The organism is Thioalkalivibrio sp. HK1 (genome assembly GCA_000583135.1).
Classification (GTDB): Bacteria; Pseudomonadota; Gammaproteobacteria; order HK1; family HK1; genus HK1.
Genome location: JFBG01000008.1, coordinates 37346 through 59704, shown reverse-complemented (window position 1 = coordinate 59704; position 22359 = coordinate 37346). Strand labels below are relative to the sequence as shown.

General features: G+C 58.3%; 20 protein-coding genes. 13 read left to right on the top strand and 7 right to left on the bottom strand.

The genetic code is table 11. The features are described from left to right. Positions 1-21: 21 nt before the first annotated feature. From BF99_RS0102800 to BF99_RS0102785, 3 genes are all read right to left on the bottom strand, one after another. Positions 22-1959 carry a GldG family protein gene (locus BF99_RS0102800; RefSeq protein ID WP_025769671.1) on the bottom strand — a complete coding sequence of 646 codons (1938 nt, stop codon included), beginning with the start codon at positions 1957-1959 and terminating at the stop codon, positions 22-24. A gap of 148 nt (positions 1960-2107) precedes the next feature. Continuing rightward, complete coding sequence (locus BF99_RS0102790) at positions 2108-2842, bottom strand: ABC transporter permease subunit (protein WP_025769670.1); 735 nt, start codon at positions 2840-2842, stop codon at positions 2108-2110. After that, complete coding sequence (locus tag BF99_RS0102785; RefSeq protein ID WP_025769669.1) at positions 2835-3839, bottom strand: ABC transporter ATP-binding protein; 1005 nt, start codon at positions 3837-3839, stop codon at positions 2835-2837. The genes BF99_RS0102790 and BF99_RS0102785 overlap by 8 nt, the downstream gene beginning before the upstream one ends. Before the next feature lie 620 nt (positions 3840-4459). Between BF99_RS0102785 and BF99_RS23270 the strand changes: the two genes are divergently transcribed. The 6 genes from BF99_RS23270 to BF99_RS0102730 all read left to right on the top strand — a co-directional run bounded on the left by BF99_RS23270 (position 4460) and on the right by BF99_RS0102730 (position 10438). Beyond that, positions 4460-4597 (top strand): hypothetical protein, encoded by a 138-nt coding sequence (locus tag BF99_RS23270; RefSeq protein ID WP_197019020.1) that lies wholly within the window; start codon positions 4460-4462, stop codon positions 4595-4597. Between the two features lie 138 nt (positions 4598-4735). After that, on the top strand, positions 4736-5221 hold the full coding sequence (locus BF99_RS0102760; RefSeq protein ID WP_025769666.1) for a hypothetical protein: 486 nt from the start codon (positions 4736-4738) through the stop codon (positions 5219-5221). 104 nt (positions 5222-5325) lie between these two features. Further along, complete coding sequence (locus BF99_RS0102755; RefSeq protein ID WP_156013131.1) at positions 5326-6750, top strand: insulinase family protein; 1425 nt, start codon at positions 5326-5328, stop codon at positions 6748-6750. A gap of 385 nt (positions 6751-7135) precedes the next feature. Beyond that, entirely contained in the window at positions 7136-8749 is a 1614-nt protein-coding gene (locus tag BF99_RS0102740; RefSeq protein ID WP_025769663.1) for a Do family serine endopeptidase, read from the top strand. 121 nt (positions 8750-8870) lie between these two features. Then, complete coding sequence (locus tag BF99_RS0102735) at positions 8871-9272, top strand: RidA family protein (protein WP_025769662.1); 402 nt, start codon at positions 8871-8873, stop codon at positions 9270-9272. Between the two features lie 101 nt (positions 9273-9373). Next, positions 9374-10438: a YbgA family protein gene (locus tag BF99_RS0102730; protein ID WP_025769661.1), complete on the top strand. Its 1065-nt coding sequence runs from the start codon at positions 9374-9376 to the stop codon at positions 10436-10438. A gap of 25 nt (positions 10439-10463) precedes the next feature. Here BF99_RS0102730 and BF99_RS0102725 read toward each other — a convergent pair whose 3' ends face one another. Both BF99_RS0102725 and BF99_RS0102720 read right to left on the bottom strand, forming a co-directional pair. After that, positions 10464-11144, bottom strand: coding sequence for an alpha/beta hydrolase (locus BF99_RS0102725; RefSeq protein ID WP_025769660.1), 681 nt, complete (start codon positions 11142-11144; stop codon positions 10464-10466). Between the two features lie 126 nt (positions 11145-11270). Further along, a complete protein-coding gene (locus BF99_RS0102720) occupies positions 11271-12578 on the bottom strand; it encodes a DEAD/DEAH box helicase (RefSeq protein WP_025769659.1) in 1308 nt (435 codons plus the stop codon). A gap of 269 nt (positions 12579-12847) precedes the next feature. Between BF99_RS0102720 and trxA the strand changes: the two genes are divergently transcribed. The 3 genes from trxA to BF99_RS0102700 all read left to right on the top strand — a co-directional run bounded on the left by trxA (position 12848) and on the right by BF99_RS0102700 (position 16184). After that, positions 12848-13174: a thioredoxin TrxA gene (gene trxA / locus BF99_RS0102715; protein ID WP_025769658.1), complete on the top strand. Its 327-nt coding sequence runs from the start codon at positions 12848-12850 to the stop codon at positions 13172-13174. Positions 13175-14013: 839 nt separating this feature from the next. Continuing rightward, complete coding sequence (gene rho, locus BF99_RS0102705) at positions 14014-15273, top strand: transcription termination factor Rho (RefSeq protein ID WP_025769656.1); 1260 nt, start codon at positions 14014-14016, stop codon at positions 15271-15273. 68 nt (positions 15274-15341) lie between these two features. Further along, complete coding sequence (locus BF99_RS0102700) at positions 15342-16184, top strand: CbbQ/NirQ/NorQ/GpvN family protein (protein WP_025769655.1); 843 nt, start codon at positions 15342-15344, stop codon at positions 16182-16184. Between the two features lie 118 nt (positions 16185-16302). Here BF99_RS0102700 and BF99_RS23265 read toward each other — a convergent pair whose 3' ends face one another. After that, a complete protein-coding gene (locus tag BF99_RS23265) occupies positions 16303-16968 on the bottom strand; it encodes a gamma-butyrobetaine hydroxylase-like domain-containing protein (protein WP_025769654.1) in 666 nt (221 codons plus the stop codon). A gap of 124 nt (positions 16969-17092) precedes the next feature. Between BF99_RS23265 and BF99_RS0102685 the strand changes: the two genes are divergently transcribed. Together BF99_RS0102685 and BF99_RS21765 are read left to right on the top strand one after the other, a co-directional pair. Further along, positions 17093-19267, top strand: a complete 2175-nt coding sequence (locus tag BF99_RS0102685; RefSeq protein WP_025769653.1) for a nitric oxide reductase activation protein NorD — start codon at positions 17093-17095, stop codon at positions 19265-19267. A gap of 303 nt (positions 19268-19570) precedes the next feature. Then, positions 19571-20164: a helix-turn-helix domain-containing protein gene (locus BF99_RS21765; protein ID WP_156013130.1), complete on the top strand. Its 594-nt coding sequence runs from the start codon at positions 19571-19573 to the stop codon at positions 20162-20164. 236 nt (positions 20165-20400) lie between these two features. On the opposite strand, the gene BF99_RS0102670 is transcribed toward BF99_RS21765, so the two are convergent. Then, entirely contained in the window at positions 20401-21060 is a 660-nt protein-coding gene (locus tag BF99_RS0102670) for a nitroreductase family protein (protein ID WP_197019019.1), read from the bottom strand. A gap of 206 nt (positions 21061-21266) precedes the next feature. On the opposite strand from BF99_RS0102670, the gene BF99_RS21760 reads away from it, so the two are divergent. Then, entirely contained in the window at positions 21267-21665 is a 399-nt protein-coding gene (locus BF99_RS21760; protein ID WP_025769650.1) for a hypothetical protein, read from the top strand. Continuing rightward, positions 21665-21865, top strand: a complete 201-nt coding sequence (locus tag BF99_RS0102655) for a hypothetical protein (RefSeq protein WP_025769649.1) — start codon at positions 21665-21667, stop codon at positions 21863-21865. The genes BF99_RS21760 and BF99_RS0102655 overlap by 1 nt, the downstream gene beginning before the upstream one ends. Positions 21866-22359 lie beyond the last annotated feature (494 nt).

Below are 22359 nucleotides of genomic sequence, written 5' to 3'. Positions count from 1 at the left end.
GCCCCACGATCCGAGCCGCCCTCATGCCGCTTGCAGACTCGAGGTCGCTCGCCGTCGACGCCGAAGATGGATAAAGCCCGCCAGCAACCCGCCGATCCCGATCAGGATCGGCACGAGACCGATATTGACGAAGCGAAGCCAGCCCTGCAAGGATTCGATATCGGCGCGCAACTGACGCCGCACATCGCGCAATTCCTTGTTGATCCGCACCCGCTCTTGACGAAAGCGCCGGATCTCCTCGCGCTGGGCATCCCCCAAAATCAGGCTCTCGCTATTTTCCTGATACCGCTCTTCGAGCTCGCGCAACCGGCGCTCGGCGTCTTGGAGTTTGGCGCTCAACTCCTGCTCCTTGGCGCGGTAATCGCGCTCCGCCTGCTGCCGCAGTTCGATGACCTTCGAAAAAGGACGCGAGAAACTGCCGCGATTTCGCACGCTGATCAGATCGCCCGATCCCGTCAGGTTATCGACGGCATTGACCACGAAACTTCCATTGGCGGAATTGGGGATCGCGATTCGATTTCCGAGCAACTGCTGCACCGACACCCACAGGCGATCCGTCAGCACATCGGAATCGGCCACCAAGATCATCTGGGCATCCTCGATCGATTCCGAGAGATGGTCGCCGGTCGATGCACTTTCATCCACACTCGAACCCTCCTCGCCCTCGGATTCCTCCTTCGGCGGACCGTCGGGGAAGGCGGTGACCACCGGACCTGCAACCCGCACCACCAGCGGCAGGGGGCTTCCCTCCGACTCCAAGTCGTCACGCAGGGATTGAGGGTTCGAGTTGACCTCGTCGATGCGCTGCGGCGTCACCTTGGCCACGCCGTCGGTGGTCGAAATCAGCGGCGTCATGGTGGTGGTCGCCCCTTTGGCGACCTCGAAAAAGCCCGCGGTGGCCATCGAGATATTGCCCAAGTTCCCGGTGACGATATCGTCACCATCGAAGAGCTCGGATTTGACGACCATCCAAACCGGATAATCGAAGGTGAATACGCGCCCGCCTCGCTGGAACTGCGCTTGCATCGACAGGCTTAAGTCGGCGGCGACATCGTCGCCGAGCGAAACCCCCCATGTCGCCAGCAGGTCTCCCAATTCCGAACGCCTCGAGCCTCCGGGCGGCACTCCCCCTTGGGCTGCGACCTGCATCTGGATCTCGGAGAAGGGATCTAAGAAGGCGAGGATCCGCCCCCCTCGCAAGACATATTGATCGATTGCGTAAAGGGCCTTCGGCGGCAGTTCCTGCGGATGCACCAGCATCAAGATATCGATATCGCCGTCGATCTCCTCGAGGCTTTGATCGAGGGTGCGCACCTCGAAGAGCTGACGCAGCTGCTCCAACACCACCCACTCTCTTTGGTTTTGCCCCGGCGGCTGCGGGATCCCCGGTGGCGGGCCCTCGATCGGCAAGGTGCTCAATAGCCCGACGATCTTTTGCGGAGGGCGGGTCAGTCCATAAACGAGGCGGGTCAGATCGTATTCAAGAAAGGTCTCGCGCTCGGCGGCGAGAAAAGGAATCACCTCCATCTGATCCACGGAGTTGGTACCGACGAGACCGAAGTAGAAATTCGCCCCCTCGTTGCCCACCGGAACCCCCTGCAAACCGTATCCCACCGCCCGATCCTCGTCATCGGTGAAGGGCTCGGGATCGATCACTTGCAAGTCGATCTGACCGTCGGCCAAGCGCTCGTATTCCCTCAACAACGAGCGGACGCGATCCGTATATCCGCTGATGCGGCTGGCATTGGCCAACTCCCCTTGCGAGAGATAAAGACGCAAGGTGATCGGATCTTCGAGGTTGGCAAGGATATTCTTCGTCCCTTCCGAGAGCGTGAAAAGACGATTCTCGGTGAGATCGACCCGCGCCGAATCGAGCGTGCGACTTGCAAGGATATTGACCGCAAAGAGCAAGACGATGGCAAGGGCCATCCCCGTAGTGGTCATCAGACGATTGATCATGCGTTCTCTCCGTATGCCGGATCACCGATGCCGAAAAAGGAAAGAGGGAGATAGGTCTTGGATTTCGGCTTTCTCGATGGCCTTTTCATGTCGATTCTCATTTCCAAAAACCCTCCCCGAGCGCCGAAGAAGCCTTCGATCCGCACCTTCAAGCGGCTTTGCGCCACTCGATCACCAATGCATTGACGAATAGCCAAAACACGATGAGGGAGGCGAAATAGATCACGTCGACGGCGTTCAGCACCCCCTTGCCGATCGCATGGAAGTGATCGAGGAAGCTGAACGAGCGGATGGTCTCGACGATGATCGGCGGGGCGAAAGCCTCAAAGAAATTCAGCACCATGGGAAACCCGCTGAGCACGAACCCTAGGCAAACCACTCCGCTGACCACGAAGGCGATCACCTGATTGCGGGTCAGGGCCGAGACGCAAGAGCCGATCGAGAGGAAGGCCCCGGCCATCAACAGGCTGCCCAAATAGCCTGCGAGGATCACGCCGTTATCCGGATCCCCCAGATAGTTGACGGTGATCCATACCGGAAAGGTCATGGCCAAGGCCACGGCGGTGAAAATCCACGCCGCAAGGAACTTGCCCAAGACCGCCGCCCCCATGGTGATCGGTAGGGTAAAGAGCAGTTCGATCGTGCCCGAACGCCGCTCCTCCGCCCACAGTCGCATCGCCAAAGCCGGGATCAAGAAGAGATAAAGCCACGGGTGATAGACGAAAAAAGCCTGCAGATCCGCTTGACCTCGACCGAAGAAATTGCCGATATAAAAGGCGAAGATTCCGCTCAAAAAAACGAAGATGGCGAGGAAGACATAGGCGATGGGGGTACCGAAATACCCCGCCAGTTCCCGCCGACAGATCGTCCACGTATCAGCCATGATCCGCACCTCCTCGGTTGGCGGCATCTTTTTTTCGGTCTTTCTTGGGGCCGATATCGGTGGTGATCTCTCTGAAGACATCATCGAGACGCCCTCGCTCGACGTACATCTCCAAGATCTCCCAACCGCCGCTGCGAGCGGCATCGGCAACCGCGACGGTGGGAACGACGCCGCCGTCGGAAAAGAGCGACAGTTCCACCGTTCCTTCATGATTGGCGACTTCCTCGACCTCCTTGACCCCGGATAGGGAGCCGAAGGAAGCGATCATCGCCGCCGCCCGATCGGGATCCCCGCCGCTGCGCAGCCGAATCCGCAAGGCCCCGTGTCCCTTCGAGCGCCGCAGGAGATCCTCCGGACGATCGTCGCTGACGATCCGACCGTCGGCGATGATCGTGGCTCGGGTGCAAACCGCATCCACTTCCTCGAGGATATGAGTCGATAGGATGATGACCTTCTCCGCCGCCATGCCGCGGATCAAGGTGCGTACCTCGTGCTTTTGATTGGGATCCAAGCCGTCGGTGGGTTCGTCGAGAATCAGAATCTCCGGATCGTGCAAGATGGCTTGGGCCAAACCGACGCGGCGCTTGAATCCCTTGGACAAGGTATCGATCGGTTTGTGCGCTGCGGACTCGAGGCTGACCCGATCGATCACCGAATCCACCCGCTCTTTGGCCTCGCTTCCCCGATAGCCGTGGATGCGGGCGATGAATCCCAAGAAGGCGATAGGGGTCATCTCGCCGTACAGAGGAGCGCCTTCGGGTAGATAGCCGATCCGCTTCTTGACCGAGACGGGATCGCGAGCGATATCCACGCCATCGACGACGATGCTTCCCTCGTCGGGGGCCAAAAATCCGGTCACCATCTTCATGGTGGTCGATTTCCCGGCTCCGTTGGGGCCGAGAAAGCCGAGCACTTCGCCGCGGGTGACATCGAAAGAAATCCGGTTCACCGCAACCAAGGACCCGAAGCGCTTGGTCAACTTCCTGATCTCGATCATCTTGAAACCGTGCTCCTTTGAAAGAAGATTTCGGTCCGTACCTCGAAGATCTTTCGACAAAGATCCTTCGACTTCGACGATTATCGGGCGTTAAATGGGGAACGACACACCGGATTTCAACCCCGCATCCACCCCCTTAACCGGACCTTCGCATGACGATCGCCGACATCGAAAAAGGGGACGGGTCGCCCGCCGGGCCTATTTTGTGAGATTTCGAGCGCATCGGCAATCCGATCGCCTTGGTGGGCCGGCTCGGTGGCTTGAAAAAAGCGGCGCGTCCGAGGCGATCGAAAGAGATATCTCGTTCGACGATGCAAGCATCGAAGACCTGCACCTCGCCCGATGATCGATTCGATGGCCCTCGCTCGAGTGTTCGCCGGGGTTCGATCTCGATATCAAGGGCTCGGTAGAGGAATTTGGAAGGGGGATTTCGCTTCGCACCGGCATCGATCGATGGCCCAAGGCACCGAGGCCCCGGCGGTTATTCGAAGATCGAGACCTCCCGCCATGCGGATGGGGTGCGGGCACCTGCGCCCGCAGGCGGGCGATCCCGCTCGATTTGCGTAGATATTCATGCTATCCAAACTATTATCGGGGCCAGCATAAATCCCTTTCATTTCATGCCGGTCGATGAAGACGGCACCACCGAAATAACGATCGCCGGCGCATGGCCGATGCATTGGGCCTATCGATCCGACAACGATCCGGCGGTGCCTTATATAGCGGCCGACACCCTCCTCCAACAGCGGAACCGGTGATCTCGAACCACAAGATCTATTCGAATTGTTCAGTGATAAAGATTCACGCGGGCGCCTTCGTATCCATGCGGATTATATGATCGGAGAACTGACCTTCCCCGAGAATACCTCGATGAAATCATTTCGATAACCGGCGATTTGCTCTTCGCCCCGCACCTCGATCCGGCTTGGGTCGAAAGGATCAAAAAGGGTCTGCCGGCATTGGAAAGCCAAGCACAACCGAAGATCGCGCATCGAATGCACGCCATCGCCAGGCTTGCGATTTTGGGCGACGGGCCGCTCGATGATTTCTTGGGTCTGGACGATCTCGATGCCATCGAAAGGGTCGAAGTGGCCATGCGGCGGGGAATCAGCGGCGGGATTTTACGAGATATTCGACATGTCGATGTCGCGGCGAGAACGATCTCGATACTCGCTGTGGAAGATCGCGAAACCGGCGATATCTCTCGTTTGGGTGAAATACTCGAAGATATCGAATTGGATACCGTCCAAGATCGTCTTTTATCGGTTTTTCCGCCGAGCGACGATCGGATCATCGTCGCCTCCAGCCCCGACGCCGACGCCCTACCGGGTGCTTGTATCATCACCGAGATCGAGCAGGTGGTACGGTGTCCGCAACGATAATGCGTTTTTATCATCGATCCTACCGTTCATCGATCGCACTCCCGACCTGCGATTGGATAGCGATCGGATAGCACTCGCAGGCTTGCGCAAAGGAGCGATTTGCAATGAGAGGAATTCCGGTCTCTATGGTCTTGGCGCTGGCTTTGGTCTCATGCACCGATACCGGTCTCTTGAACGGTGAATATGGGACTAAGCGGGATATCGATCGAAAAGTCGTCGTGGCCAAGACCCCCGAGGGACGGACTTTTCACTTCATGCCGATCGATGAAGATGGTGTCGATGAAATCATGATCACGAGCGCATGGCCGACGCCTTGGGCTTATCGAGCGCACAACAATCCGGCGGTGCCCGAAATAGCGGCCGAGGTCATCATGACCGGTGGAACGAACGATCTCGCTCCCGAGGATGTATTGAATTTTTTCAACGACCGGAACGCCCTCGGGCGGCTATATATCCGCTCGGATCATGTCATCGGGGAGCTGAGCGTTCCCCGAGCGCATCTCGATGACATCGTCTCGATGACGAGCGAGATGCTTTCGATGCCGCTGATGGATCCGGCCTCGGTCGAGCGGATCAAGAGCGATCGATCGGCAACCCGGATCGATGAGCGAGCGCAAAAAGGAATGAGGGATCGAATCGAGGATATGGCCCGGCTGGCGATTTTGGGCGACGGGCCGCTCAACGATTTCTTGAGTCTTGCCGATGCCGATGCCATCGAAAGGATCGGGATCGATGATTTACGCCGCTGGCACAGACAGACCATCGTCGGATCCGGCTTGACGATCGCCGTCGCCGGAGCGATCACCCGCCAAGATGCCGGCAAGGCGATCGATCGATTGCTGTCGGGATTGCCGGACGGGAAAAACGAAGCGGCGGCGCCTGCGGTGCAAACGGACTTTTCGCCCAGAACCATCTTGCTGCACACCCCCGAGGCATCGAGATCGATGCTGGGTTTTTTCGGACGCATATCGCCCTTCGCCGAGGGTGGGGGTCCGACCGACCTGCTTGCATTGCATTCCTTTACCCGACGGGGCGGAGCGCTCTTCGATACGCTGATGAAAGAGCCGATATCGGCCAATGGCTTCGAGGCGGGATTCGTCGATTACGACCGTACGATACGACTCATGTCCATCAGCGTCGATGTCGACGAATCGAAACTGGCAAAGGCCGCCCTGTCGGTCCTTCGCCGATACGAGGATTATCGAGCGGATCCCGACCCGATCGATATCGATGAATCGCAACGCGAACTCACCGAGTTATTCCATGGTTATTCCGGCGATGTCGATGGCGCGGCAAGAACGATCTTGAAATCGGCTTTGAAAGAAAGCGAAAGCGGCGATGCACATCGTTCGGATCGAACACCGGGAAATATCGAAGCCGAGGATGTGAGCGATCGCCTTTCATGGGCTTTTCCGTCGAGCCGCGACCTGATCATCGTCGCCATCACCCCCGACGCCGATGCCCTACCGGGGGCTTGTGTCGTCACCGAGATCGAGCAGGTGGCATCGTGTTCGCTGCCGGGATATTAGGCTCGTCTCGAACCTGTCATATCCCATCGGGGTCTTTGCCCGGTTCGTCGGCCGCTTGACGCTTTCGTCGGATCGAAATCCTTGCGATCCCCTTGACGGGGTTCGATCCGCTTCGAGAGCCTCGGGCGATCGACGGATCGGCGATCGAAAGCGCATCGAGGGTGATTGCCGTCGATCCGCAAAGGGGCGGGAAAAAGATAAAATCCCATCGCCACGATGCTTCGGGGCCTCGATCCTCGATCGATGATCGAACCCGGTGCGTGCCGATTCGATCCTTGGGATCGAAAATCGCAAGTCTCGGCGAATCCGAAAGGGCCTTTGGAAAACGAATCTGCGCTTTATGACCCTCGAAAACCCCTTCGAGATCGATCGGCGATAAAAAACCATGCGAGCCAATCAACCGACACCTGCGCGTCCTTTCGAGGGAAGCGGCGATCCATCCGATGAATCGCAGGTAGGGACGCTCGATTCAATCCCACTTATCAATATCCCTAATATCCCTCTTATCGAGAAGAGACTTCGATGTCGCCGGGATCACGCCCCTCAAGGGCTGCGCTCGTCGACCGAGATCGATGGCGGTGAAAGCGGGGGCCTGAAAAAAAAGATCTTCTCGAATCTTCGCCTCGGATTTCGCCTGTCAAGGGCGATCGCGCTTTTATGCTGCCTGGCGCTGCTCGATACCGGAGCCTCGTTCATCGAACGATCGAGCATCGCCGAGGCCGCCCTGCCCGTACGAGATGGAATCCCTTCGCTTGCACCGCTGCTTCGAAAGACCACCGCGGCCGTGGTCAATATCTCGGTCAGAACCCCGGCCCCCCGACGCTACAACCCCCTGCTGCGCGATCCCTTCTTCCGTCATTTTTTCGATCTGCCCCAAGCCGAGCCCCCGCGCTTGCAAGAACGGGCCGCAGGCTCGGGGGTGATCGTCGATGCCGACCTCGGCTTGGTATTGACCAATCACCATATCGTCGAGCGCGCCGATGCCGTGGTGGTCATCTTGGAAGACAAGCGGCGTTTCGTTGCGCAGCTGCTCGGCAGCGACCCCGGCACCGATATCGCTTTGCTGCAAATCGACGCCGAGGGACTGACCTCGGTACCCGTCGGCGATAGCGACGATCTTCATGTCGGCGATTTCGTGATCGCCATCGGCAATCCCTTCGGCTTGGGGAAGACCGTCACCTCCGGCATCGTCAGCGCCTTGGGTCGCAGCGGGCTCGACTTCAAGGATTTCGAGGATTTCATCCAAACCGATGCCTCGATCAATCCCGGCAACTCCGGCGGAGCGCTGATCAACCTCAAGGGCGAGTTGGTGGGAATCAACACCGCGATCTTGGGACCGAGCGGCGGCAATATCGGGATCGGCTTTGCCGTGCCGAGCAATATGGCCTCGGCGGTGATGCGGCAGTTGGCCGAATACGGGGACATGGTGCGCGGGGGGATCGGGGTGGTGGTACAGGATCTCGATCCGGACCTGGCCGAAGCCTTGGGGGTTGCAAACGGCCGCGGGACGGTCATCGTCGAAGTCAAGGCGGATTCCCCGGCGGAGCGCGCCGGGCTTCGCATCGAGGATGTGATCACCGCCATCGACGGCTCGCCGGTGGACGATGCCCGCGACCTGCTCAATTCAATCGGCTTGATACGGGTCGGCGAGGATATCGATCTGGATCTGATCCGGGCGGGGGAGCCGCTGCGCCTTACGGCCACGATCGGAAGCGACACATCGCCCCTTTCCCATCCTGCGCTCCAAGGTGCGACGATCCGCGATATCGAGAAGGACGATCCAAAATACCGCGGCGTCGATGGGGTTTTGATCGCCCGAGTCGAGCGCGATTCGGTGGCGGCTTGGAACGGCATTCGCCCCGGGGATATCATCCTCGCCATCAACAACCGAAGGGTGCGTAACAGCGAGGATATGCAATCCGTCTTGCGCCCGAACCCCCGCAATCTGACGATTCGCCTCCTGCGGGGGAATCGTCAGCTACTCCTGGTCTTGCAATAAGACGACTTGCTGTAAAGACGACTGGCAATGAAACGACCGGCAAAGCCAAGGCAATCTCCAAAGATTCTTTTACCGACGCATTTCGCATCCGCACTTTTCAAACGATCAAGGATTCACCGCCATGAACGATCCTCTTTTTTTGATGGTCCCCGGCGCCCCCCGACCGGTGGCCCCTTATAGCCATGCCGTCGAAAGCGCCGGTTTCATCTTTCTCACCGGCCAGCTGCCCAACGATCCCGAGGATGACCATCGGCCCTTCCCCCAAGGGATCGAGGCCCAAACCCTTCGGGTGATGAATAACCTTCGCATCGTTCTCTATGGCGTCGGATCGAGGCTTGAAGATGTCGTCTCGATACGGGTTTTCCTGACCCATTTCGATAGGGACTATGCCAAGATGAACGAGATCTATCGCACCTTCTTCCCCCCCGATCGATTGCCTGCTCGCACTTGCATCGGGGTTTCGGGGCTGGCCCGCCAAGGACTCGTCGAGATCGACGCCATCGCTCGCCGTCTGAAAGACTGATCGAGATCTCCCGGCGGATCGGGCTTGCCCCCCTTCTCGTTCCTCCGGCTCGCACCATTGATTCGAGCGCTCATCCGAGCATTCTTTTCGACCACCTCGCCATGTCCGCCCCCCTCGACTTGCGAAACCCCGCCGCCGGATCCCCCGATACCGGCGCATCCGATCCGTCGACGGAAGGCTTTGGGGAACGCATTCCGGTCGGGGTCAGCAGCTGCCTGCTCGGCGAGGCGGTGCGCTATGACGGCGGGCATAAACACAATCGCTATCTCACCGAAGTGCTCGCCCGTCATTTCGAATTCGTGCCCTGCTGCCCCGAGGCCTTGGCCGGTCTGGGCATTCCGCGCCCCCCGATCCGGCTGACCGGGGATCCGAAGGATCCGAAAGCGGTGCGGATCGGAAAGGATGAAGGGGATGTCACCGAAGCCTTGGCCGAGGTGGCGCGAACGATGGCGCCGAGGGCGAAGCGGCTTTGCGGCTATATCTTCAAACGCGGCTCGCCGAGCTGCGGGATGGAGCGGATCAAGGTCTATCCGAGGTCCGCCTCGCCCCCCGATGGATCGGGGGACCGCCGGGGCTCGCAAGCGATCCCCCGCATGGGTCGGGGGATCTTCGCCCGCGGGATCATGGAGGCGGTGCCTTTGCTTCCCTGCGAGGACGAGGGTCGACTCAACGATCCATCGTTATGCGAGAGCTTCGTCGAGAGGGTGTTCACCCGCAGCCGCTGGATGCGAACGATGGACGATGGCTGCAGCCCGGGAAAGCTGGTCGACTTCCACACCCGTCATAAATTCCTGCTCCTGGCCCATAGCGAAGTGCACTATCGCACCGCCGGTCGACTCGTGGCCCGAGCGGGGGAAGGAGATATCGAGAAGACCGCCCAAGAATATATCGGGCTATTGATGGAAGGGATGCGACGACGCACCACCCGCCGCCGCCACACCAATGTTCTGCAACACCTTGCCGGTTATCTCAAACGATCTTTGGGCGATGCGGATCGGCGAGAGCTCATCGATCTGATCGAGGAATACCGCCTCGGATCCGTTTCCCTGACCCTGCCGATCCGTTTTTTGCGCCATCATTTCCGCAAGGCCCCGAATCGCCATGCCGAAATGCAGCACTACCTCGCACCGTGGCCGGATACGCTCGGTTTGAGAAATCACCTGTGAATCCAAGCGCTCGAAAGCCAAGAGCCTAAAGCACCCGCCCCAGCCAGTTGGCGATATCCCTTATCTCCTCGGGACAGACCGAATGCGGCATCGGGTAGGTATGGGTCTCGACCTCGATATCGATCTCCGCCAGCCGATCGCAGGAGCGATCCGAAAGAGCCAGCGGGATGATCGGATCCTCGGAGCCGTGAGCGAGGAAAATCGCCAGATCCCGATTCTCCGAGCGGACCTCGTCCGCCACCGTCTTAGGCAGGGGAAGGTAGGTGGACAGGGCGAGCACCCCCGCCAAAAGCCGAGGAAAGCGCAAGGCGGCATGCAAGGCGATGGCCCCGCCTTGGGAAAATCCGGCGAGCACGATCCGCCCGGGCTCGATCCCGAGGGCCATCTGCTCCTCGACCAGGGCGCTTGCGATCCGCGCCGATTCCCTCACCCCCGCTCCGTCCTCGCCTCGATCGAGATCGGCGCCGACGATGTCGTACCACGCCCGCATCTCCATGCCACCGTTGATGGTGACTTTGCGCAAAGGGGCGTGGGGGAAGATAAAACGCACATCGTCGAACCCCCTTCGAACGAGCTCTTGCGCCACGGGGACGAAATCGTTCCCGTCGGCTCCTAGCCCGTGCAGCCAAACCACCGCCGCCCGCACTTTGTCGGGATCGGAAGGAGCGATCACCACCGGCGGATCAAGGGCATCGAGGATGGACATCGTCTTTTTCTCTGTGCGGATTCGAAAGGGATGAAGACCTAAGGGATGAAGCGCGGGCGGTCGATGGATCGGCGAGCGGGGACAAGGGATGGACGCTCGCTCGGAAGAACGAGGGATCGATACCCCTCACGCCCGCCCCCTTCCGGCCGAAGAGCGGGGCTTGCCGAAGCGGGATCGACCGGAGCCGGATCTTCCCCGATGGGTTTTTGAAGGCCCCTTGCTCTTCGCTCGTCCCTTGATGCGTTTGGTCGGCGGCTCGGGGGTGACCATCAGATCGGGAGTCGGGGAGCGAACGGGGATGCTGTATCCGATGAATCGTTCGATATCGCCCAGCGAATAGCAAAAACGCTCGCAGGAAAAACTGATCGCATCGCCCTTGGCCCCGGCCCGAGCGGTGCGCCCCACCCGATGCACATAATCCTCGGGATCTTGCGGCAAGTCGTAGTTGAAGACATGGCTGACATCGGGGATATGCAATCCCCGAGCCGCCACATCCGTCGCCAACAAGATGGGGATCTCGCCCTTCTTGAATTGCTCCAAAAGGGAAAGACGTCGCTTTTGCGGAATATCGCCGTTGAGCATCCCGGTGAGAAATCCATTGCCGCCGAGCCATTCGTCGACCCTCTCCGCTTCGCGCTTGGTATTGAAAAAAACGATGGTGCGCACGACATCGATCCGACGCAAGAGGCCGATCAGAAGCGGGATCTTCTCGCCCTCCCCGACATGGTAGATGGCCTGATTGATCGTGGCCACCGTGACCTGCTCGTCATTGGTATTGACCACCGTCGGCGAGTTCATGTGCTCGTAGGCGAGCTCGCTGACCCGCATCGACAAAGTGGCGGAGAAAAGCAGATTCAAACGCCGGTCGCTCGGCGGCAAGCGTCGCATCAAAAAGCGGATATCCTTGATGAAGCCGAGGTCGAACATCCGATCCGCTTCGTCCAGGACCATCACTCGGATCGCATCGAGATGAAAGACCCCTTGTTTGAAATAGTCGATCAGACGACCCGGGGTGCCGATCAACACGTCGATCCCCGCTTCGAGCATCTCCCGCTGCGAGAAGTAGCCGGTTCCGCCGAAAACCACCCCGAAACGAAGGCCGGTGAAAGCCCCGATTCGCTCGGCGTCGGCATGGATCTGCACCGCAAGCTCGCGGGTCGGAGCCAATACCATCGCCCGCGGCGCGCCGTCATCGACCGTTGCCGGACGCGGATTGCGCAGCAAGTCATTCATGATCGCGGTCAAGAAAGCCGCGGTCTTGCCGGTGCCGGTTTGGGCTTGACCCTCCACATCCCGGCCGGCGAGGGCCAAAGGCAACGACTGGGCTTGGATGGGTGTGCAATACTCGAATCCGAGGGCTTCGATCCCCCGCAATATGGAGGCCTCGATATCGAGGCTGGAAAAAGGGATACGATCGGGTACTAGGTCGCTCATCGGCACCTCTTTGAAAAAGACCGCACGGCTCGTCCGTCGAGCCGAAGCGATCGCCGCTTAAGGATCGCTCGCGAAAATCGATCGCGAGCCCATCGGTCGATCACGAGAATATCGAGCCCCCTATAATACGCCCCACCGCGCAGGCCACCCGAACGGAGCGCCTTGCGGATAGCGAGCCTCGATCCCGACCGAACGTCGAGACTTGCAAATATCGGGCAATTGCCGACACAATTCCCCAAGGATTCGAAATCATCGGGAGACTACATCAAGTGAGTGACAGCATCGTTCATGTTACCGACAACAGCTTCGAAGAGGATGTCCTCAACGCCGCCGACCCCGTTCTCGTCGATTACTGGGCCGAGTGGTGCGGGCCTTGCAAAGCGATTGCACCGATCCTGGTCGAGGTCGCCGAGGAGTATGCGGGGCGGCTCAAAGTCGCGAAGCTGGATATCGACAGCAATCCGCTTACCCCGCCCAAATACGGTATCCGCGGTATCCCGACCTTGATGCTGTTCAAAGACGGCAATGTGGAGGCGACCAAAGTCGGAGCCCTTTCCAAATCCCAGCTCACGGATTTCCTCGAAGGCAATCTTTGAATATCGAAGCCTTGACCCGCAAGCGAAAAAATGCGGGTACACTTGGCAACCGATCGAGGGTGATCGATCGATTGCCCTCGATGCGAAGGGCGCTCGACCGAGAACCCCGGTGATAACGATAGATTGGTTTGCCGAGATCGCTCGCCGCATCCCCCCATCGGACCGAAAATGATCGACAATGGACCGGGATCGGCAAGATGCGATGCCACCGGCAGATGAAGCGCGGGATTCGATCCGCGCATTTCGGTCGGGTTGTCGTGAATAATAATAAGTCGTACGATCCTCGGAGATCCCTCCCCTCGATGCTTGAAGAGCTCGACCCCTTTCGAATGACGGTGCGACAATGCGCTCCATGAGGTGCCGGTGAATCTCTCATGGCGTTTCGAGCCGAGCGTATCGGATTGCCTCGGAAGGTCGAAGAGCGAGTCGAATAGGTAGAGGCTTCGAATGTCGGTCGGTCTCGTTCGGATCGATCTCGGGTGATACGCCGAAATGTTTCCCACGCCCCTTCGAAGGCCGCTTGAATCTTCAAATCCCCGATGATCTTGAATCTCTTCTCCCTTGCCTGACGGGACCGACTTAGAACCCAAGCGAACGCTTTTAGCGCGAACACCCGGCAAGGCCGAACGAGACGAGACGCCCGATCGCCCGGATATCCATCCGCATTCTTCGTCGAACGAAAGCCCTTTTCGACCCCGGCGACCGGCGCGGTCGAATCTTGAAAAGCACCGTATCTTTACAAAAGCCACCCCTTGCCAGTATGAGTTCGACCGACGAGTCTTGCGTTTTTTCACACCAGCCTCTTGTACCCCCTCACCTCAGCCGATAACGATCCATCCATGAACCTAACCGAACTGAAGCAGATGCCCGCGCCCGATCTTCTCGCGCTTTCGCAAAAGATGGGAATCGAGGGCATGGCGCGCCAGCGCAAGCACGACATCATCTTCACCATCCTCAAAGGCCATGCCCGAAAAGGTGAGGATATCTACGGCGACGGAGTCGTTGAAATCATCCAGGACGGTTTCGGTTTCCTGCGCTCCACCGATAGTTCCTATCTCGCCGGACCGGACGATATCTATATCAGCCCGAGTCAGATCCGACGCTTCAATCTACGCACCGGCGATACCGTATCGGGAAAGATCCGCCCGCCCAAAGACGGGGAACGCTATTTCGCCCTGCTCAAGGTCGATCAGATCAATTACGACACCCCCGATGCCTCGAAGAACAAGATGCTCTTCGAGAATCTCACTCCTCTTTTTCCCAGAGAGCGCCTCCATCTCGAGCGCGGCAACGGCAGCACCGAAGATATAACCCTTCGGGTCATCGACCTGATCGCCCCCATCGGCAAGGGGCAGCGGGCGCTGATCGTCTCTCCCCCCAAGGCGGGCAAGACGATGATGCTGCAAAGCGTCGCCCATGCCATCATGGCCAACCACGAGGAGTGTTATCTCATCGTGCTGTTGATCGACGAGCGCCCGGAAGAAGTGACGGAAATGGCGCGCTCGGTCCGCGGAGAGGTCGTCTCTAGCACCTTCGATGAACCGGCGACCCGTCATGTGCAAGTCGCGGAGATGGTGATCGAGAAAGCCAAAAGGCTTGCGGAACATAAACGCGATGTGGTGATCCTGCTCGATTCGATCACCCGCCTCGCCCGGGCCTACAACACCGTGGTGCCCTCTTCGGGCAAATTGCTCACCGGCGGCGTCGACGCCAACGCCCTGCAACGCCCCAAGCGCTTCTTCGGTGCCGCCCGCAATATCGAGGAGGGCGGAAGCATCACGATCGTCGCCACCGCCTTGGTCGATACCGGCTCGCGGATGGACGAGGTCATCTACGAAGAATTCAAAGGAACCGGCAACAGCGAGATCCACTTGGAGCGCAAGATCGCCGAAAGGCGCATCTATCCCGCCATCAATATCGACCGCTCGAGTACGAGGCGAGAAGATCTCTTGGTCGATCCTGCGGACCTGCAGAAGATCTGGATTTTGCGCAAGGTGATCGCATCGATGGACGAGGTCCAAGCGATGGAATTCCTTCTTGATCGCTTCAAGGCGACGAAGACCAATGCCGAGTTCTTCGACGCGATGAAACGCGCCTAGCGCCCTTGCGATCACCTTCTTGCGATCACTTCCTTGCGATCAATCAGGCATCGAATCGGATAGGGCGAATGATCCCGAAAGAGCGAAGCGAGAGCGCGATCGGGGATGCGATCGAGACCGGCGATCGGCAATCGAAAAACCCCGCTCCCTATTACGAAGCGGTGGGATCGGAGATCGAGATATTCGAGGCCGCCTGTGCCAATACCCTGCCGGTATTGCTCAAAGGCCCCACCGGCTGCGGAAAAACCCGCTTCATGGAATATATGGCGTGGCGGCTCGATCGCCCGCTGATCACCGTTTCATGCCATGACGATCTCACGGCTTCGGATCTGGTCGGACGCTATCTGATTCAAGGCGGCCAGACCGTATGGACCGACGGACCTTTGGCCCGGGCGGTGCGCCAAGGCGCCATCTGCTATCTCGACGAAATCGTCGAAGCCCGCAAGGACACCACCGTGGTGATCCACCCTCTGGCCGACGACCGCCGCACCCTGCCGATGGAAAAACTCGGCGAGGAGTTACGGGCGGGACCCGATTTCTGTCTAGCGCTTTCTTGCAATCCCGGCTACCAAAGCGTGCTCAAAGACCTCAAGCACAGCACCCGCCAACGCTTCGTCTCGCTGCAATTCGACTATCCCGAAGCGAGCCTCGAAGAGCGCATCGTCCAAAGCGAATCCGAGGTGGATTCGGATATCGCCCGGCGCCTCGTGCAACTTGCGAAGATGACCCGCAACCTCAAGGGCAGCGGACTCGACGAAGGCGCAAGCACCCGCTTGCTCGTCCACGCCGCCAAGCTGATGGTGGCAGGCATCGCTCCGAGGATCGCTTGCGAAAGCGCGATTTCATCGAGCCTGACCGACGATCCCGAGATCGTCTCCGCCATCAACGAACTGGCGGCTTCGCTTTTTTGAAAATCCCCGTCTTGCGCTCTTGCCGCCGAAAAAAGCCCGGGGCTTGCCGGGGGTCGCTCACTCGTATCGCCTTTTCCTCGGTCGTCTTTTTTTCTCGGCTTATCCGATCGGCCATCGGCTATCGATCATCGACGGTCGAAGGAGTGATGGCGACCTCGTCACCATCCAAAAGCCGTGTCGCCAAGAGGGAGAATCGCCGGTTGACACTGACCTGCACCCGATCCGGATGCAACACGCTCGTCCATGGATCGCCGCGCTCGCGCAACCATTCGAGCAAGGCATCCACGGTATGGATCCCATCCGGCAACAGGATCTCCTCGGATAGGCGATCCAATGCCTCGGCCACTGTCGCAAAATAAAGGATCTTGATTTCCACCCAATCATCTTCGGGGGTATCCCATGTCCGAGGACGGCTATGACCTGCGCGCTCCAACTGATCGAGATAGTGCGCTTGGTTCCGATCCCGATCCCGGCCGAGGCGACACAAGGTATCGAAGGAGTACACCCCCGTGTCATGCCCGTCATCGAAGCGCAAGCGCACCGCATACCCTCCCACGGGCTCGACGCTCTCGATCATCACATTCTCCTTGCCGACAAGAAGATCGATCCCGCTGCCTCGGTGCCGAAGACCGGGACCGGTATCGTCGGCGGGGGAGAAGATACGCAAGTACTCGAAGGGGAGTTCGTATCCCGTGGCATCGGCGAATTCGATCGATAAAATCCGCCGCTTTCGATCAAGGCGAATCTCTTTCGGCAGCCCCTTGTCGATATCTCGAACGCTCATCTCGCTCCTTTGCCATGCCCATGCCCGGGACAACGATCACCAAAGATTCGGGGAGCGGGCGTAAAGCATCCCCTTCGAATTCTCCACCGAAACCTGCGAGCATAGCGATCGCTTTCCTTGCCCGATGAACGATCCCCTTGACCGAAATCGAATCGAAGAGCGCCTCGATGAAATCGTCGAGGCCGCGCTTTCATCGAGACGCAGTGCGACCGATGCCGCCGCTTCGCTGGCCGAACTCGATAGTGAAAGTCAAGAATTCATTCTGCATTGGGTGGGAATTATCGCCCGCACCAATCAAGAGCTCGCCTATCACCTGGCCAACCATGCCGCTTATGCTTTGAAAGCCTTGGGTGGTGAGAAATCCGAATACGGTCGATCCGATCACGAGGATCTGGAGGCTTGGATTATCACCGCCGTCGATCGATTCGACGAACGAGGGCTGACCGAAGCCATCGCCACCTTGAGGAATTTCAAGGAATTCGCCGAAGATCGCGCCCTCGATCGCATCGGCATCCGCTTGGAAGAAGTCGACGGGATATTGGAACGATTCGTCCACGGACTCGGCGGCCGGAATTTGCATATCGTATCCGGCCCCGAAACCTATACGGATACCGCAACCATCCATCTACCGCCTTCGATTTCCCGTTTCGAAAAACGCAGCGACAACTTCGCTCTCTATAAAGCCTTGGCGGGCCATCACTGGGCTCAGGTTCGCTTCGGCACTTGGCGCATCCGACTCGAAGCGCTATTTCCCTCGGGGCCGGATTCGGCTCGCATCTTGGGCTGGTTTCGTACCTTCGAATCGATCCGCCTCGATGCTTGTCTTGCCCGCACCCTTCCGGGTCTGTACCGGGATATGCAAAATCTGAGCCGACGGCTCGAATATCGACAAGATCGACTTTCATCCTTGCGCCCCGATGCTCGGCATCTCGAATCGCCGGATGCGAATGCGAGCGATTCCCTCGATCTGGCACAAAAACGAAGCCGACAATCACCACCGGAGATCGGGTGTTATGAAGGCACCATGAAACCGGAGGCGATCAAGGCGGTGATGAGCGAGCGGATCGCCCGAGAGCGCAAGGAATTTCGCAAACTTATCATCGAATCCGAAAAGGCCTTGGAAAAAAAACCGACACCCGAACCCTCGAAGAAGCATGAGGGATCCTCGAACCGGATTTCCATCGAAGAGGAGCGATCGACCGACGAGGCGGGATTCGATAGCTCGACGCTTCTTCGTTTCGATGATCTGCCGATGCCGATTCCGGATAACGCTTCGGGGATTGCCGAATCCATCGTGCAAGACCTCGGCGAAATCCCCCCCGACTACCTCGAAGCGGCCGGATCGGGGCGATATGACATCGGCGAGAGCGGCACCCCGCCACCGGAAAAAAACCCCGATGATGTCTGGAAGGGCGTCTATCACGAAGACGGAGCCTTCTTTTACGATGAATGGGATTTCGAAAGAAAGCGCTACCGCAAAGACTGGTGCGTGCTGCGCGAGCGAGATGTGCATCCTTTATGGGATGGCTTTGCAATGCGCACATTGGGCCGCTATCGGGGATTGGTGAAGTCGATCCGCCGAAGCTTCGAGGCCCTGCGCGCGAAAGAGCGCCGGGAGCATCGACAGCCCGACGGCGACGATATCGATCTGAATGCCTGCGTGGACGCCTTCGCATGGATGCGCGCCGGGGGCGAATGTCCCGAGCGTCTTTTCACTCGTCGCGTTCTCCATGAACGCGACCTTGCGGTCATGATGATGGTCGATATGAGCGGTTCGACCCGAGGTTGGATCAACGATGCGGAACGCAAGGCCCTCGTTTTACTCTGCGAAGCCTTGGAAACGCTCGGCGATCGCTATGCGATCTACGGCTTTTCCGGCTCCACCCGCAAGCGATGCGAGATCTATCGCATCAAGCGATTCGACGAGGAATACAGCGATCGGGTACAGGCCCGAATCAGTGGTATCGAGGCCCAAGATTACACTCGCATGGGGGCTGCGATTCGCCACCTGACGCGAATCACGAGCGAAATAGAAGCCAAGACCAAAATCCTCATCACGCTCTCCGATGGCAAACCGGATGACTACACCGACTATCGCGGCAGCTACGGAATCGAGGATACCCGGATGGCTCTTTTCGAAGCCAAACGCGCGGGTATCCATCCATTTTGCGTGACTATCGATACCGATGCCGGGGATTATCTTCCGCGCATGTACGGGATGGCGAATTTCGTCATCGTGAACGAAGTGCGCCAACTGCCGAATCATCTCTCCGATATCTATCGCAAATTGACATCATGAATTCGAATCATTCCTCGTCGAAGACCCGTCGATAGCAAAATATCATGTTGTATATTTTTCTATCGCCATCGCTTCGATATCGATTTTTTCGTTTGGATACTTGCGACTTCATTTCATATTAGGCATAATATGCACCGATTGTGTGATCGCGTTTTTTTCCTATCCTTTTCGGTTCGGCAGTCCGGGGCATTAATCGACCGAAAGGAATTTTAGAAACCACCCACAGTCCTTGCGTTCCATTATCGTTTCTTCGCCGGACGAGACCGATGCCGATCCGATACACCCTAGGGAGCACATCATTCCATGGCTAACTTGGCAAATGTCCTCAAGCAGGAAATCTCCGATGCCGTCAGCGCGCAGTTGCGCAAAGAGATGGCCGAGATCAATAAATCGCTGAGCACTCTACAGCGCGAAGTCGCGGCCCTTGCCGCCCTGCAGCCTTTGGCCGCCGCCGTCACCGGCGGAGCGCCGAAGCGTCAAACGAGAACCATAACGAGAAGAAAAACGGGCGGTAGGAAAGCTGCGGATCGTGCTGCGGGAACAATGGGCGCCGCCGGCCGCAAAGCGCCGACCAGAAAAGCCGCTGCCCAACGCACCGGTAGAAGGTCGCAGGCATCGGCGGAGAATGCGGAAGTCGCCAGTGCGGGAACGGAGCGCAAAGACAGCTCTCGTTTTTCGGCTTCCGGTCTCAAAGCCCATCGCAAGAGCATCGATTTATCGGCCGGGGAGTACGGTCGTCTTCTCGGAGTCTCCGCCCTTTCGATCTACAACTGGGAAGGGGGCAAGGCGAAACCCCGCCCGGCCAGCATCGCCGAGCTGGCCAAGATCAAAAAGATGGGAAAGAGGGAGGCTCAGATACTGCTCGAGCAGAGAAAGCGGGAAAAACTCGAGGGTTGAGCATCCACCACAACCCCCGAGCGGGCGTTTTATCCTCAAGCGGCCCGACAATCGAACGTTGTCGCGGTCGCTTGAGGAGCGTTGAATGAGCCGAATGATCGCAATGTAGGCGATGGCGAATCGCTCGGTTCTTTGCCAACACCCTTATCGATCCCCATCCGATTCGCCTTTTCAACGAAGCCTCGATCCCCTACCCATCTTACCCCTACCCATCCCGACGAGAAGCGTCGAGGATCCTAGCCCGCCCATGGCGGGGACTCGTTCCAGCGATTCCAATAGGTCGTGCGGGCCGTCGGCAATCTTCGGGTCGGTCCGAAATTCCCGCGGGGCCAGCCGAGGGGAATACAACAATAAAATTCGATTTCGGACGGTATATCGAATAAGGCATAAACCCGTTCCATCACCTGTGGATGCAGCGTCGTCAATACCGAGCCGATCCCCAATGCCCGACCTGCCAGCAGGAGATTTTGCACCGCGGGGAAAATCGAGTGAGCCATCGCGGCATTGCCGATCGAGAACGCCAACACCACGACCGGCGCATTCACCATCTCATCGGCAAGCAAGGCGGGCATGGTATAGACCGAGCCGACGGGGATGTCTTTCTTATCCGTCCATCCATATTCATCGCGCCGTTTCGCCCACCACGCCTCGTGATAGAGGGCTCCGAAACGACGGATCAGATCCCGATCTCGGACCACCAAAAAACGCCCCGGTTGGGCATTGCCTCCGTTCGGGGCTTTGGATGCGGCATCGAGAAGGATCTTGATCCGAGCATCGTCGATCGGTCGATCCTTATCCAAACGGCGAATGGCGCGCTGAGAGAACATCGCCTCGCCGATCGGCATCGACAACTCCGGGGGCGACTCCAAACGAACCATCGAATCCTCGTTCTTCATGATCAACATTCTCCTTTTCGATGATTTTGAAAAAAAACGGGAGCGGTATTTCATCCCGAGGCCGTTCCCGATCGCTTCGATAATTTAAAATACCCTCGAAGCGAAACGATATCCTCCTTCGATCCGGCGCCGAAGGGGGACGGGGCTTTTTCGACCATGACCCTTTCGCTTCGGCCACCGACCATCGATACCGCAAGGGAACGACCATGCAACGACCCACCGACGAAAACGGAATCGAGATCCCGACGCAAACCATCGACATGAGCGAAGAGGAAGTCGCCATCGTCCGCGGAAAAATCGAGGGTCGTTGGCGAAACGAGAATATCGACATTCATCTTGCGGATGTCGAATTCTCTCCCGACGCATCGACTCCCACCTGCGAGTGCCCGGCGATCTTCTGGCAGATGGGAGGATGCAATTTCCTCGTGGTCAAACTCGGCATCGAGCGTTATCGAGCGGAGTTTTTCTACTCCGATATGGAGCGATTCGGGGTCGGGATCGACGAATTCTCGACCATCGGAGAATGCGCCTTGACCTTGCTGAGGATCCAGGCCGATCACGAAAGCGTCCGTCTCGGCAATTTCCCGGGTAAGGAGGTTCATTGATGGATATCAAAAGAGCCCGCGAGCTCATCGAAGTGCAAATCGGTCTCAGTAGCGGCTATAACCGGAATGCGGTGCGGCTCATTCTGCGCGAGATCCAATTGCATCACGGTCAAGCGGCAGTGGACGGTCTGATCCTCGAATTCGATCTCGAGCGAGTATTCGGTCTCAAACCCGGAACGAATTTCAGCAATGTCATTTGAAATACCCTAGCACATCCGTAGCCCGCCGATGCGATCGACACCGCGATCGGTCGATGACCCCGAACGGGTCGGGATGCCGTTTTTCGGCACCGTCGACCACCGGACATGTCTCATCAAAGCCTCTTGCGGTCGACCCGATCGATCGTTGCGGGGAGCGAAGTTGCCGACAAGCACGAAGGAGCCGGCGAGGAATCCGATGCGCGAGCAAGCATCGAATGCGCGGGGCATCCATCACCATCGAGACTCGAATATCGCCACCGCTTGATCGACGATCCCGCTTCTGAGATCGAGCGAAAAAGCCAATATCCGATACGACGGATTCGAATCCGATCCAAAAAACCCGGCACCTGCCCGAGTCGGCCGATTCGAAGAATGCACTCGCCGATATGCAAGCCTTTTCGACCCCTCCAAAAACACCCGATTGCTTGATGTAATCCATTTGCAATAAAAACCGTTTTCTGTTATAGTCGGGTCTCTATCTCGTTTTCGTAATC